General features: G+C 59.4%; 15 protein-coding genes. 5 read left to right on the plus strand and 10 right to left on the minus strand.

The genetic code is table 11. From position 1 onward, the window contains the following. Positions 1-884 precede the first annotated feature (884 nt). Positions 885-2,411: an MFS transporter gene (locus ET524_RS10510; protein WP_201738786.1), complete on the plus strand. Its 1,527-nt coding sequence runs from the start codon at positions 885-887 to the stop codon at positions 2,409-2,411. Positions 2,412-2,979: 568 nt separating this feature from the next. Then, positions 2,980-3,318, plus strand: a complete 339-nt coding sequence (locus ET524_RS10515; protein WP_129425664.1) for a hypothetical protein — start codon at positions 2,980-2,982, stop codon at positions 3,316-3,318. Between the two features lie 301 nt (positions 3,319-3,619). Here ET524_RS10515 and ET524_RS10520 read toward each other — a convergent pair whose 3' ends face one another. Beyond that, complete coding sequence (locus ET524_RS10520; RefSeq protein WP_129425666.1) at positions 3,620-4,273, minus strand: TetR family transcriptional regulator; 654 nt, start codon at positions 4,271-4,273, stop codon at positions 3,620-3,622. 391 nt (positions 4,274-4,664) lie between these two features. Here ET524_RS10520 and ET524_RS10525 point away from each other — a divergent pair, with 391 nt between their 5' ends. Beyond that, positions 4,665-5,831 carry an iron-containing alcohol dehydrogenase gene (locus tag ET524_RS10525; protein ID WP_129425668.1) on the plus strand — a complete coding sequence of 389 codons (1,167 nt, stop codon included), beginning with the start codon at positions 4,665-4,667 and terminating at the stop codon, positions 5,829-5,831. Between the two features lie 181 nt (positions 5,832-6,012). Here the strand turns inward: ET524_RS10525 and ET524_RS10530 are convergent, their stop codons facing one another. The 3 genes from ET524_RS10530 to ET524_RS10540 form a co-directional block, all read right to left on the minus strand. Continuing rightward, positions 6,013-6,894, minus strand: coding sequence for an MBL fold metallo-hydrolase (locus tag ET524_RS10530; RefSeq protein ID WP_129425670.1), 882 nt, complete (start codon positions 6,892-6,894; stop codon positions 6,013-6,015). A 261-nt stretch (positions 6,895-7,155) separates the two neighbouring features. Further along, complete coding sequence (locus ET524_RS10535; protein ID WP_129425672.1) at positions 7,156-7,506, minus strand: sensor histidine kinase; 351 nt, start codon at positions 7,504-7,506, stop codon at positions 7,156-7,158. Beyond that, entirely contained in the window at positions 7,503-7,895 is a 393-nt protein-coding gene (locus ET524_RS10540; RefSeq protein WP_129425674.1) for a hypothetical protein, read from the minus strand. Before ET524_RS10540 ends, ET524_RS10535 begins: the two co-directional genes overlap by 4 nt. 495 nt (positions 7,896-8,390) lie before the next feature. Between ET524_RS10540 and ET524_RS12065 the strand changes: the two genes are divergently transcribed. Both ET524_RS12065 and ET524_RS10545 read left to right on the plus strand, forming a co-directional pair. After that, positions 8,391-8,522 (plus strand): hypothetical protein, encoded by a 132-nt coding sequence (locus ET524_RS12065; RefSeq protein WP_269089556.1) that lies wholly within the window; start codon positions 8,391-8,393, stop codon positions 8,520-8,522. A gap of 152 nt (positions 8,523-8,674) precedes the next feature. Beyond that, complete coding sequence (locus ET524_RS10545) at positions 8,675-8,866, plus strand: hypothetical protein (RefSeq protein WP_117628898.1); 192 nt, start codon at positions 8,675-8,677, stop codon at positions 8,864-8,866. Between the two features lie 84 nt (positions 8,867-8,950). Here ET524_RS10545 and ET524_RS10550 read toward each other — a convergent pair whose 3' ends face one another. From ET524_RS10550 to ET524_RS10570, 6 genes are read right to left on the minus strand one after another with little or no spacing between them, the layout of a single operon-like run. After that, entirely contained in the window at positions 8,951-9,988 is a 1,038-nt protein-coding gene (locus tag ET524_RS10550; RefSeq protein ID WP_161566699.1) for a GH25 family lysozyme, read from the minus strand. Positions 9,989-9,993: 5 nt separating this feature from the next. Then, a complete protein-coding gene (locus ET524_RS10555; protein WP_129425678.1) occupies positions 9,994-10,692 on the minus strand; it encodes a C39 family peptidase in 699 nt (232 codons plus the stop codon). Beyond that, positions 10,670-11,080, minus strand: coding sequence for a phage holin family protein (locus ET524_RS10560; protein WP_129425680.1), 411 nt, complete (start codon positions 11,078-11,080; stop codon positions 10,670-10,672). Before ET524_RS10560 ends, ET524_RS10555 begins: the two co-directional genes overlap by 23 nt. Further along, entirely contained in the window at positions 11,080-11,196 is a 117-nt protein-coding gene (locus tag ET524_RS12070) for a CD1375 family protein (RefSeq protein ID WP_269089557.1), read from the minus strand. Before ET524_RS12070 ends, ET524_RS10560 begins: the two co-directional genes overlap by 1 nt. Continuing rightward, complete coding sequence (locus ET524_RS10565; RefSeq protein ID WP_129425683.1) at positions 11,196-11,567, minus strand: hypothetical protein; 372 nt, start codon at positions 11,565-11,567, stop codon at positions 11,196-11,198. Before ET524_RS10565 ends, ET524_RS12070 begins: the two co-directional genes overlap by 1 nt. After that, entirely contained in the window at positions 11,533-12,858 is a 1,326-nt protein-coding gene (locus ET524_RS10570) for a reverse transcriptase domain-containing protein (protein WP_161566700.1), read from the minus strand. The genes ET524_RS10565 and ET524_RS10570 overlap by 35 nt, the downstream gene beginning before the upstream one ends.

The raw sequence follows: 12,858 nt of genomic DNA on the forward strand, positions 1-12,858 counted from the left end.
AAGTTACGATAACGTTTGAACGATGCGGCTGGCTTCGTAGATAATCCGATTGCCTGTGTTGAATACTACGCCAGCGGAATACCTTTCAATAGTTTCAGCTATGCCTGAAACTATGGCCGGAAATGAAAGTAGTTTCAGGCACAACTGAAACGATAGTTAAATCTGGAAAAGTTTCAGTTGTAGTCGAAACTTTTCTCGATTCCGAAGGTAGTTTCAGTTGTAACCGAAATCATTGGCAAAGGCCGGAACAGTCTCGGCCGCAAACCGAAATTCTGGCCGAAATCCCCTACGGCTTCTGGATAGTTGCAGCTATCTACTCCCTAAAACCCAAGTGCTCTTCTAGGAAATGTCAAGGGTTTGTGACGATGCGTCGGTTGTGGGTTGACGTTTGCGGCGAAAGGACGATTATAGAGCGCGTTGAAAGCAACGGGCTTTCAACCGAGCGCCCCGGCGCTTGAAACTTTGCATCGCAAGATGCAAAACCGCTGGTCAAATGGCCGCAGCGCCGCGCCGCCAGCAAAACGTTAGGAAGTATGATGACCTGCACCAACCTGCACACCCCGCTGATTACCACCCTGCTGATTATGTAGGGTCCGGGTTGCGAAGTTGCTGCCCGAACCCTAATTCGGGCAGCTGATGGTCCTGCACGCCGGAGGCTGTTTGAGAAAAACGGCCTCCGGCTTTCTTTTGCGCCGATACGCGGCGCAGCGTTGCTCCCCACAACGTTGGCATTCCCTTTTAAGCATACTGCCATCACACACAGCCTGCTCATTTCTCGCCGAACCAGCCGCGCCGTTTTTCTCAAACAGCTTCCGATGATAACGGGATCGGTCGTCGGGAAGCGGCGGCGCCCTCAGGGTGTCGCACAGAGGAAAGGCAAGGAAATGGCGAATCCATCAACACGAAAGCCCCTGTTCGAAGGGGTGAAAAACACGCTCGCAAGCATGGGCGGCGCAAAACCCGCCTGCGCCGGCGCTGCTGCCGGCGCACCGGCAGGCAGCGGTTGCCGCGCCGATGAAGGCGCGCAAGCATCCGGCGTGCGCCGGAGCATGATGGCCATGGCCCCGTGCGGCAAGCCCGCCGCAGCGGTGGCGGGCGCGTCCGCCGGCGCGGTTGCCGCGCCAGCGCCCGGCGTGAAGCGCGACTCCACGCTTGAGGTCATGGTGGCGTCCATGGTCGGCACGGCCATCGAGTTCTACGACAACTACTGCTACTCCATCGCCGCCGCCAGCTACTTCGGGCTCATTTTCTTCACCGACGTGGCGAAGTCCGACCCGGTGTTGGCCACGCTGCTGGCGTTCGTCACGTTCGCCGTCAGCTTCTTGGCGCGCCCGTTCGGCAGCCTGTTGTTCGGGCACTTCGGCGATCGCCTGGGTCGCAAGAAAACCCTAGTCGCAGCCCTGATGCTCATGGGCGCCGCAACGTTTTGCGTCGGCCTTCTGCCCGGTTACGATGTGCTCGGCCCGGCCGCGGTCGTGCTGCTGTGCGTCTGCCGCGCCTGCCAGGGCCTTGGCCTTGCAGGTGAGTGGTCCGGCGCCGCGCTGGTGGCCACCGAGAACGCGCCGACCAACAAGCGCGCGCTGTTCGGTAGCTTCCCGAACCTGGGCGCCCCGATCGGCTTCTTCTGCGCGTACGGCGTGAACCTGCTGCTTGACACGATGCTGCCCGCCGACGCCATGGTTGCTTGGGGCTGGCGCATCCCGTTCCTGCTTTCCTGCCTGCTGGTGATCGTCGGCCTGGTCGTGCGCCTGCGCATGAGCGAGACGCCGGTCTACAAGAAGGCCGCCGCCGAGCAGCGCACCACGAAGACCCCGCTGCGCGATCTGTGCCATCATTGGCGCCGCGTGGTGCTTGGCACCTGCACGATGTCCATCACGTACACGCTGTTCTACGTGCTTGGCACCTGGTCGCTTTCGTATGGCACCTCGACACTCGGCTTCACACAGCAGCAGTACCTGGGCATGCAGATGGTGTCGGTCGTGTTCTTCGCCGGGTTCATCTTGGTTGGTTGCCTGACCGCCGACAAGCGCGGCCGCAAGCCGGTGCTTTTGGTGGGCAATGCGTGCACGCTCGTGTTCTCGTTCGTGGCTCCGCTGCTTCTGGGCGGGCATAACGTTGCCGCCATCATGGTGTTCCTGTGCGTCGGGTTCGCCTGCATGGGCACGATCTTCGGCCCCTGCGGCAGCTACCTGCCCGAGCTGTTCCCCGCAAAGGTGCGCTACTCCGGAGCTGGCCTGAGCTACAACCTGGCGGCCATCACCGGCGGCGCGTTCGCCCCGACCATCGCATCGGCCCTGGTCATGACGTTCGGCATCCAGGCGCTTGGCTGGTACATGGGCGGCATGGCCGCAGTTGCCCTGGTAGCGCTGCTGTTCTTCCGCGAAAGCAAGGACGTCGATTTCGAGCAATAGCGGAAAGCGAAAACCGAGAAGCAAGACGAAAAGCGAGAAGCAAGAACCGAAGCCTCGCAAGTGTTTGCATAATGCGCCCGCGTGCCACCCCGTGCACGCGGGCGCATTTTGTTTGCAAGCGGAAGTTGCTGCGGCGTCTGCTTGCAGCGTGCAAGGGTTGTGCGTATGGCCTGGCCCGGGGTCGGGCGTTTGTTGCACGAAAGGCCCTGCAGCGCATCGCTTCTGCGCAAAGAGCTGCAATATGTGGTCCAAACCCCCGCAAGCACATTGCCCAACGCGCTTGCGGGGCTTCTGAACCGCTTTCCCAAACCGTTCAGGCTCTGTGTGGCGCTTGGCGCTGGGGTCGCAAACGAAAAATCGCTCATGTATGTGATTTGTTGCGCGCTCGTAAGGTCAACCGCGATATGGCGTTGCGTTTCCCCAGTTCAGGAGTTTGCAACTTTTCTTAATACTGCGGCGGTTCGTGTTAAATCACATACATGAGCGATTTTTGGAATTGTTGGCGCCTTTGCGAGGGGTTTGGCGCGTAAGATAGTGGCAGCAGCAAGAGCTTGATTGGGGGCGGAAAATGGCGTCGAAGAAGAATCGGTCATCATGGGCGAAGGAGAAAGCCCAGTTCAACGCCGCGTTGAGTGATTTCGATTCACTGGGTGATTTCAGCTCGCTTGACGATGCGTTCGCGCGCGAGGATTCGCGCCGCGCCGCAGCGGCGGCCGAGCACGATGCCGCGCAGCGCTACAAAGCCTGCGACTCGAAGAACCGCTACGCCACGCGTGCCGAGGCGCAGGAAAACCTTGCCTGGTGCGAACGCTGCGGCAAACGCGGCCTGCATATCTACGAATGCCCCTACTGCGGAGGCTGGCACCTCACCTCGCACCCCTGGGACGAGGGGGAAGCCAGGGGGTAGCCGGATGGGTGGCTTGGTGGCTTAAGCTGGTCACGCGGATTGGTTTTCTGGGTGGAACTTGTTGCATGAATCTCGCCCCAAAGCCATGGCTGCTTGAAGTTGCTATTATTTTCGCCCGTTGCTGCCAAACAATTCGGTAATGCGTTACGTTGCGCCTTTTTGCGCTCGCAAAGCAATTGGTCGAAGACGGACGGGGCTAGTTTATGACCTATAATGCTTCGTTCGATACATTGCCTTTGGAATCGTAGTGAAATCCTGAACGCATTTCCGAACTTTTTGGCGGCAAAGGGTGAAAAGCCGGCTATTTCGTCGGATGTTCCTGGTACCAGGCCAGCGTCATGGCGACGAAGTCGTGCATTTCGGCTTGGAAGTCGATGGGGGCGGGCGTGACGCCTAGCTCGGCCATCACTTGCTTGACCACGGGGTTGTTCAGGCACGACCCGGCCAGCCCCACGCCGTGGAAGTGGATGGTGTTCGTGAAGGCCTCCACGCGCTCGGGCGCAATGTGCAGCACACCGGCCAGCTGCTGGGAAAACGGCTCCAGAATCTGGTAGTACCCGCGCTTGAACTCGCGCAGCTTGTCGGCGCCCACGTTGGTCTCGATGACGGAAAACAGCAGGTCAGCGTAGCGGAAATAGTCGTAGTGAGCCGCGGCGATGCCGGCCCACACCGTGGCGATGGTGGCGTTGTCGAATCCGCATCCAGCCGGCAGCGCGGCCATGATGGCGCCCATGAACGCATCGCGTTTGTCGCCCACCACGGCCAGGAAAATCTCTTCCTTCGTGGAAACGTACTTGTACAGGTTCGTGCGCGACCAGCCCAGCTCGTCGGCCAAGGTGGTCAGCGTGATCTCGTGGTAGGGCCGCGTGGCGAACTGGTGCACCAGCGCGGCTTTGACCTGCGCTAACCGCTCTGCCTTCTGCTCATCGCTCCGTGCTCGAATATAATCTGCCATACCGCTTTCCGTTTCTGTTCTTAAGGGGCAAATGCTTCGCACCCTGGGTTTTCCGCCGCACCCCGGCGCCTTGGCGCAACGTCGCGCGAAGGCCAGGCGCGATGTTGCCCGATGATTGCCGGTTTTGCCGCAAAGCCCGAAGTGCCTTGCGAACGAGCCGTTCCAGCCTGCCCGGTGGGGGCGTATCGTCCCTGTTCATGCATGGTTTGCATCGTGCCCATCTTGTTTTGCAAGCACTATAGCACACCGCCGAACGTGCATGCGCGTAGGTGATGAATACGTGACGTTACGTCGCTCAATCCTTTACAAGTGACACGTCGTTGCGTAAACTGCAAACCAAGACAAGTGACGCAACGTCACCAAACGCAATATCAAGGAAAGGAACGTCCCTATGCTCGGCGACTTCACCTATTGCAACCCCACGCGCTTGCACTTCGGCAAGAACGCCATGTCCGCCCTTACCGAGGAGTTGGCGAAGTACGGTCAAACCGTGCAGCTGATTTACGGCGGCGGTTCCATCAAGCGCAACGGCATTTACGACCAGGTCATCGCTGCACTTGAGGCTGCGGGCAAAACGGTGGTCGAGGACGCCGGCGTCATGCCGAACCCCACGGCCGACAAGCTGCGCGAGGGCGTGAAAATCGCGCGCGAGCGCAACGTTGACTTCCTGCTGGCCGTGGGCGGCGGCTCGTGCGCCGACTACGCGAAGGCCGTGTCCGTGTCCATGAACTGCGACGATGACCCCTGGGAGAAGTACTTCGCCCGCTTCGAGGAGCCCACGTGCGAGATCATCCCTGTCGGCGTGGTGCTGACCATGGCCGGCACCGGGTCGGAGATGAACGGCGGCTCGGTCATCACGAACCACGAGCAGAACCTGAAAATCGGCCACGTGTTCAGCACCGACGTTGCGCCGAAATTCGCCATCATGAACCCCGAGTTCACATACAGCCTGCCGAAATACCAGATGGTCGCGGGCATCTTCGACATCATGAACCACATTACCGAGCAGTACTTCTCGGGTACCGACGACAACACGTCCGACTACATCATGGAGGGCCTCATGCGCGGGCTGGTGAAGGCAAGCCGCGCGGCGGTGGCAAACCCCGAGGATTACGAAGCGCGCAGCAACATTATGTGGACGGCCGCGTGGGCGCTCAACACGTTTGTGGGCTGCGGCAAGGCGCAGGACTGGGAAGTGCACATGCTTGGCCAGGCCGTTTCCGCCGTCACCGACGCCACGCACGGCATGACGCTGGCCGCCGTCGCGCTGCCGTACTACCGCTACATCATGGACGCGGGCCTGCCGAAGTTCGCGCGATTCGCGCAGAACGTGTGGGGCATCGACGCCGCGGGCAAAGCCGACGAGCAGCTGGCCGCCGCGGGTCTCGACGCTATGGAAGCGTGGATGCGCGAAATCGGCTGCGTCATGAACCTCGCTGAGCTGGGCTGCGACGAGTCCATGCTGGAAACGCTGGCCGACGCCACGTTCGTCATGGAAGGCGGCTACCGCAAACTCACCCGCGAAGAAATCATCGCCATCTTCCGCGAAAGCCTGTAGAGCAAGAAAGTGGGACAAAGGAACAGTCCCTTTGTCCCACCTTGTCGGGTCCCGCAGGTTGAGCCCGTAGGGGGCTGTATCGAAATCACTTTTGATACAGCCCCCAAATCGATAGCGCCCGAAGGGTGCGTCACCATCTTCCCGAAGCGGGCGCGGCAAGGGACAACCGCGATTGCGTCCGTTATCGCGCGCTGGTGAGGCGAGCTTGGTAGCCGCATAGCACGTCGGCGGCGCAGTTGGCTTCGGCGAGTGCGGCTTCAAGCGTGCGTTTGGCCAGGGAATACTCGTTGTTGTTCTGCGAGATGTGCATGGCAACCACCGTCTGCGGCTCGCGCTGGCCTGCGGCGCGGCTTGCGGACACCAGCGCGGCAAGCTCGGCGGCCGCCTGGCCGTTGGACAGGTGCCCGGCGTCCGACGCGATGCGCTGCTTGACCACGTAGGGGTAGGGGCCTGCGGCCAGCATCTTCGGGTCGTGGTTGCTCTCAAGCGCCAGGATGCGTACATCGGCCAGCGCCGCGTGCGCCGCGGGCGTGACCACGCCCGAGTCCGTCAGGTAGCCGATGGCGTCGCCGTCGGCGGCGTCCTCGATGCGGAAGCCGAACGACGCGGCCGCATCGTGGCTGGTGGCGAACGGGATCACGCGCACCCCCGCGGCCTCGATGGCGCTTGCGCGCGCCGCGGCCTCGATGGCACCCACGTCCGCTCCTGCGGTAGCCACCGCGCCCGCCGCGGCCGCAAGTTCGTGCACCTCGAACGCTTCGGCCACTTTCGCCAGCGCATCGCTGTTCGCCACGCAGCCGCGCGCCACGTAGATTGGCGGCTGGCAACCCAGCTTCGCCAGGCCGCGCAGCACCACGCCAAGGCCCTTGACGTGGTCGCCATGCTCGTGCGTCACGAAAGCGGCCTCGATGCGCGCAGGGTTGAATCCGGCCTGGTCGCAGCGGGAAAGGAAGTCGCGTTTGCAGATGCCGCAGTCAATGAGCACGCCCGCGCCTGTGACAACGTTTTCCACCACGGCGGCGTTTCCCGAGCTTCCGCTGGCCAGTACGTGCAATGCAAGCATGCGAATCCTTCCGTTCGGCGCCGCTTCCGGCGCAAATGCAACAGCGCACCAGTATAGCCCCGAACGCCGCAGCCCGGTGCACTTTGCCCGCAGGCCGCACCCAACCTCGTCGCTTGCCGACGATAGGAAGGGCCCGCTATGGAACGTATTGCCCACGCATACCCCTTGCGCGCTTTGTCTCTGCTGCTTGCCATCTGCCTGGCGTTTTGCTGGCCTGCGCCCGCGCTTGCCGACAGCGCGTCCGCCGATGGCGCAGCCGCTTCATCCGTTCCGCAAGCCGAAACGCCCACGTACAAGATGGCGCTCTATCTTCACGCCGCCCTTATCGCCCGTAATCACGCTGACGCCGTGCTCGGCCGCCTGGGACATGAGGATGGCGCCGGTGTCGCGCGAAAGCTCCACCAGGTCGAACGGCTTGTGTTCAAGCTCGATGGCGCCCGACTCCAGCTTGCTCATGTCCAGCACGTTGTTCACCAGTGACAGCAAGAAGCCCGATGCCGAACGAATCTTGTCGCGGCATTCCGCCTGCTTTTGCGGGTCGTCGGGGAAGTGGTCGGCGATGTCCACCATGCCGCGGATGCCGTTGATGGGCGTGCGGATGTCGTGGCTCATGCGGCGCAGGAAGTTCGTCTTCGACGCGGTGTGCGCTGGCTCAGCATCAGGCCCACAATGACGGCCACGTAGGCGCCCAGAATACCCATGACGCGCATCTCGATGGTGACGTAGGCGTGCTCAAGCAGCAGAAACGCCAGCAGTGCGCATGCGGCGCCGAACAGGTTGTCGCGTGGGCGCGCGTCGAACAGCAGCGGAATCGTGATGAACGCCAGGCACGTGAGCACGCTTTGCTGGAACGGCTGCAGCGCGATGTCGCAATACATGGTGAATGCGTACCACGTGATGGCCAGGAACATGCAGAGGAACAGCGCGTTGTGCGGCCGGTCGTCGGCGGCTATTTCGCGCGCGGGGACGAGATGGGAAGGAGCGGCGTTTTCGATAAGCATCACCAATAATAAGGCAGGGGACGTTTCGCTTTTGCGCTTGGCGATGCCGCCCCGTCTTCATGTTATTCGCGAATCCACTATCAAGCGCAAAAAAGACGAGCCCCAAAAGGGTTCGTCTAATGTTCCAATGGCAGAGCCTAGGGGGATCGAGAATCCATGCGCTGCGCGCATGTCTTCGTTCGTCGGGCTTCGCCCTCCTCGTTCAACAGCCCGCTGGGCCGTTGAACCCTCGCGGGGTTCAATCCCTGCGTCGCAAATAAAAAAATCGCAGGCTTGTTTCCAAACCTGCGATTGAACATGTGGTGGAGCCTCGGATTATTTGTTCGAACCCCACTATAGCCGCAAATGGACGTGAAATCAAAGTTTCTCACAACTGGTTCTGCATCATAACACTGATTAGCGCGCAAAAAAGTTAGCAAAACTCAAATTGATGCTTGCGTTAGTATGGGGTATACCCTATAATAGTAGACACAAGGAAGAAAGGAGGTGGTTAAAATGGATGACAAAATATGGGACTTGGCAGTATCCATCATCGGCATAATCCTTGCAAAGGCGCTCGATGAAGGAATCCAAGCCCTAAAAGAAAAGACCTCTCGCAAGCCGGGAAAGCATGAGAAGAGGTCTTAGTTAGGGCAAAGGGCACCGCTTCGGCGGTGCCCGAACGCCAAAGCTATTCTAACTTAGGAGGGACGCGATGAAAACAGGAATCATGGTTTTCATCATCTCGTTTATTTCTTTCAGGATGTGGCGCAAGGCCAGGGAAAAGCGGGGGAAGTAAGATGGCAACGGAAGCGCAGCGGCGTGCAACTTCTGCTTACCGTAAAAAATCGGTAAAGCAGCTGACAATTCGGTTTTATCCGAACGATGAAGACGAGATCATGTATACATGGCTCAAAAATCAGGGCAACACAACCGAGTACATCAAGAGCTTGATTCGACAGGACATGAACAACGAACGCGAGCTGCCGTAAGATAACACCAGGTTAATGATTCGATGCAATGCCGTATAAACGCAGAAATGCCCGCACCCCTTAACAGGGTGCGGGCATTTTAGGTTAAAGAAGCTCGTTTGCTCGTTTCTGCACGGCATCGTAGTTTGCGCCAAGCTTTGCCTTGCGCGTCTCACCGTCTCCGTACTCGCCGCGAATGACTGCGCGTGCTAGAGCGTCGATGTCAACGCCGTTGGCCTTGCCGTTAACGATGGTCTGCACCTCGTCATAACGAGAGCCAAGGATTGCACGGCGCGTATCTCCGTTGCCGAAAAGGCCGTTGAGCACATCGGATGCCAGATCGTCGGCGCTTGCTGTCGCGGCGCGATTGATAAGGCTCTGCACTTCGTCGAATCGTCCGCCAAGCTTTGCCTTGCGCTCGTCACCGTTGCCGTACTTGCCGCGCATCACATCTGTCGCGATGTCTGCGGCGCTGCCGCTTGGCGCGTCGGGTGCCGCAGGCTGCACGTTGGACGTGCCGGGCTTGGCGTATCGCGCCCAAGCATCGGCATCCATGTAGGCTATATCGAGGTCGAGATTGCCGCCGTAGCCGTCCAAGCGTCCGTGTGACGTGTACTGATGCATGACGATTGTTTTCCATGCGCCGAACTCGCCGCCTGGAAGCCATGGCGAATCCTGATAGCCCGTCTGCTCGTCGTTGGCGTACTGCGCGACCCAAAGGGCGTGGTTTCGCGCGATAGCGCCCCAGTCTTCGTCATCGTGCGGGCTTTGAACGATGTTTCTATATGTGTAGAACAGGCATCGAACGCCGGTCAGCTCGTAGATGCGGTCGAGGAACCTTTTAGCGCCGTCGGAGCCGATGCGCCCGCCGTCTTCGTAGTCCAGAATGGGGATTCCCTCGCCGAAATAGTTTTTGCAGTTAGCATAGAAATAATCGGCTTGCTCCACTGGGTCGCAATCCCACATGAAGTGATAGAAGCCCCATGGCTTGCCTGCTTGCTTGGCCTTTTGGATGTTGATATCGCAGTAACCGTTGACGTAGCTAGTCCCCTGCGTGGCCTTGCAGATTACGAAATCGTAATCAACGGCGTTGATGTCTATATCTTTTTGCCAGTCTGATATGTCGAATCCTCGCATGCTCATATGTATCATCCCCTCACCGCGTCGAATTGCATGAATCCGACGCTTAGAAGCTCGTCTTTTGTCCATGTTTTGATTGAGTTAGCGACGTCATCGGGGTCGCGCAAAAGGTACGTGCCATCGCCGTTTGAGCGCCAGATCATAACGACGTGCGAGCCGTAAGAGCGCTCGCCAAAAGCGCCTGAAACGCCAGCGAACACAACCCAGCCGTCATCGACGGCCTTAAGCGCTTCGGCGGTGCCCCAAAACGTCTCACGTGCTTGCAGGTGGTAGGTTTTGGCTAGATAGTCCGAAAACTTCGCCATGTCGTTAACACGGTCGGTAAGGCAGCTTTCGCCGACGAATGCCGCCAGAAGGTCGGGCGTGATCTCTTTGTTTGTCAGGTAGCTCAAGGCCATTGCCGCAGACGTAAGGCCGCAACCGTATGTGCTTATAGTCCCGTCAGAGTAGGCAACGTTTGCCCATTGAGGGTCTTTCTGCAGAAAGAGCGGCATATAGCCGCTCTTAGCGCTGGTTTTTGCGGTGTCGTATACGGGAATAGCGGCTATATAACCGTCGCTATAGCCCTGCTTATACGTCTGCGCGGTTGCGTTAACGTCATCGTTTATGTGTGAAACCGTCAGGCCGAACCAAAGGCACATGCCGACGGCGAAGCCAAGCAGTGCGGCAACGGCAAGCCTGAGACTAGCCGCGCTTCGCGGCTTCATCGGCAATCGCCTTCGTAATATCGTCGGTGTCGGCGTGCTCGAAAATCTTCATGATCGGTGCATCGGCAAGCTCCGGGTAAGCTCGCTTGATGTTCTCAAGGATGGAAGCAAACTCCATGCCGATGATGGCGATGCAAACGACGTAGACGGTAACGCCGCCGAAATCAAGCCCTGCGATGTGTGCGCCAAGAATCTCGATGCAGATAGAAAGCAGGATGATGAGCGACAGCGTGGCCTTATGTCCCAAGCCCTGACGCATTGTCGAAGATTTGAAGTTATGGTTGAAAAGCGACTGGGCGATGCCGGTAACCATGTCGAAAAGCATCATGAGAAACGCACCGACAATCGCCCAGATTTGCGGCTCAGTGAACGTGTAGATAGCTTCCATTAGTCCTCCTTCGTGTCTGCATCAAGCAGCTTCTTAACCTCGTCGCGCCAGCGCTCCGGCACGCTATCAAGCGTTCTCTTGCCAGCCTTCACGGCCTTGTAGTAGATCTTCGCCATTACTGCTCACCGCCTACCAAATCGCCGATTTCGAGCAGCGCCGCGTTGGTGTCCTCAAGCGCTGCACGGGTATCCTTGAGCTGCGCAATGAGCTTGCCGATTTGCTCGCGCTCGGTAAGCTCGTCATCCTCGTGAGCTTCCCAAAGCTCGTCGAATGCCGCCGTAACCTCTTCGACGCTAGGCACGCCGACTGCCACGAAGTGCAGCTCGTCGGCTCGGTAGAATTCGATAGCCTTTTCGGCATCCGCTCCGTTGTCGGCAACGTCCTTCTCGATGTTTCGGCGAAGCCAAACATCAGCGGTCGCGCCGCCTGGTCGGGCTTCGATCATCACCGCATCAATCGGCGTTGCAGAGCATGTCGTTACGCTCATGGTTGCCCCTTTCTGCCGCGCTTATGTGTGCGCGGGCTTGCCTGAATACCTTGCTGAAACCGTTGTCGCGCCAAACATCGACGCAATCTGCGTGTCTAAACCAGCCGCCATAGCTCGTAGCCCTACGCGCCCGCTTTAGCGTCGGTGAGCGCCTGTATCTGCGAAGAGCGCGGCAAGCGCGAAGGAAGAGCGAGCCGCGAAGCGTGGTGCGATTCCTGCGCACCGTGTAGCCCACAACATCGACCGGCTCTTCGTTGCTGATGCGGCTTATCTTCCAGGGCTTGACGTGCAAGCCGAAGCCCTTGAGTAGGAAGCGTTGCAGCTTGCGGGCTGCGCTGCGCAAATCGCGCTTGTCGCGCCCGAAAAGGTAGATGTCATCGGCGTACCAAAGCTGATGCGTCACCAGCGGAACGTTGGCGTTTCGGCGTACCTTGCGCATGTTCTCAACCTCGTGATAGCCGAAAGACAACACCAGCTGCGACATCCGCAGGCTGAAATAGCTCCCGATTTCCAGTCCGCCGCCGTAGGTGGCGAGCAGCGATTCGGCGATATAGAGCACGTCGGGGCTTCGAACGTAGCGGCGAAGCAGCATCATCACCACGTCTGCCTTTATGGACGGGTAGCACTTGCGAACGTCCATGTGCACGTAGTAGCCGCCTTCCTGCGACCACCTGCGCACGGCGTGCGCGGCCATGAGCTGCCCTTTGCCGGGGACGCTCGAAACCTGCCAGAACCCTACCTTCGCATCGAGCAGGCGCGACATGGCCGCGACGGCCACGTAGTCGCATACCTGCTGCTTGACGCTCTCAACGCCGATGATGCGCAGCTTGCCGTTGGTCGGCTCGCGGTGCCGGTATCGCTTTATCGGGCGGAACGTGAGCGAGCGCGTCTCGACCTCGCGCACGATCTCCTGAATCAGCGCCGAAGCGCTGCCGTGTTCCTGTCGAACGCGCCAGGCGTTCTTTTTGCCCGCCTTGGAATCAAGCCAGGATTCGTAGGCGGAAATGACAAGGGCTTCGTCCACGCGAAGCCCTTTGCAATAGCTCTTCAATTTTTTGACCTTATAACTCTCTGGATGTCGTGCGAGCGGTCGCGTTTCCGTTACTAGCCCGCTGGTCTTAAGACTGATTTCACTGCGTTGAGCCAGGCTTGCCCGCTCGCCACCAGCGGCGGCGGGTAGTCGCGGCGGAAATAAAAATAGATAGCTGGTTGTTGAGATAATCACCCAGGTAGGCGCGAGCCGATGTTCCACCTGGCGTTGCCGGTGCCGTTGTTGCCGTTGACGTACCAA

This window comes from Senegalimassilia faecalis, assembly GCF_004135645.1.
Lineage (GTDB): Bacteria > Actinomycetota > Coriobacteriia > Coriobacteriales > Eggerthellaceae > Senegalimassilia > Senegalimassilia faecalis.

Bases quoted from the DNA above. Each gene is read 5' to 3' on its own strand.
- ET524_RS10550 (WP_161566699.1), bottom strand. From the start codon at position 9,988: ATGAGCATGCGAGGATTCGACATATCAGACTGGCAAAAAGATATAGAC.
- ET524_RS10530 (WP_129425670.1), bottom strand. From the start codon at position 6,894: ATGCTTGCATTGCACGTACTGGCCAGCGGAAGCTCGGGAAACGCCGCC.
- ET524_RS10520 (WP_129425666.1), bottom strand. From the start codon at position 4,273: ATGGCAGATTATATTCGAGCACGGAGCGATGAGCAGAAGGCAGAGCGG.
- ET524_RS12065 (WP_269089556.1), top strand. From the start codon at position 8,391: ATGGATGACAAAATATGGGACTTGGCAGTATCCATCATCGGCATAATC.
- ET524_RS10525 (WP_129425668.1), top strand. From the start codon at position 4,665: ATGCTCGGCGACTTCACCTATTGCAACCCCACGCGCTTGCACTTCGGC.
- ET524_RS12070 (WP_269089557.1), bottom strand. From the start codon at position 11,196: ATGGCGAAGATCTACTACAAGGCCGTGAAGGCTGGCAAGAGAACGCTT.
- ET524_RS10545 (WP_117628898.1), top strand. From the start codon at position 8,675: ATGGCAACGGAAGCGCAGCGGCGTGCAACTTCTGCTTACCGTAAAAAA.
- ET524_RS10555 (WP_129425678.1), bottom strand. From the start codon at position 10,692: ATGAAGCCGCGAAGCGCGGCTAGTCTCAGGCTTGCCGTTGCCGCACTG.
- ET524_RS10565 (WP_129425683.1), bottom strand. From the start codon at position 11,567: ATGAGCGTAACGACATGCTCTGCAACGCCGATTGATGCGGTGATGATC.
- ET524_RS10560 (WP_129425680.1), bottom strand. From the start codon at position 11,080: ATGGAAGCTATCTACACGTTCACTGAGCCGCAAATCTGGGCGATTGTC.
- ET524_RS10515 (WP_129425664.1), top strand. From the start codon at position 2,980: ATGGCGTCGAAGAAGAATCGGTCATCATGGGCGAAGGAGAAAGCCCAG.
- ET524_RS10535 (WP_129425672.1), bottom strand. From the start codon at position 7,506: ATGAGCCACGACATCCGCACGCCCATCAACGGCATCCGCGGCATGGTG.
- ET524_RS10510 (WP_201738786.1), top strand. From the start codon at position 885: ATGGCGAATCCATCAACACGAAAGCCCCTGTTCGAAGGGGTGAAAAAC.
- ET524_RS10540 (WP_129425674.1), bottom strand. From the start codon at position 7,895: ATGCTTATCGAAAACGCCGCTCCTTCCCATCTCGTCCCCGCGCGCGAA.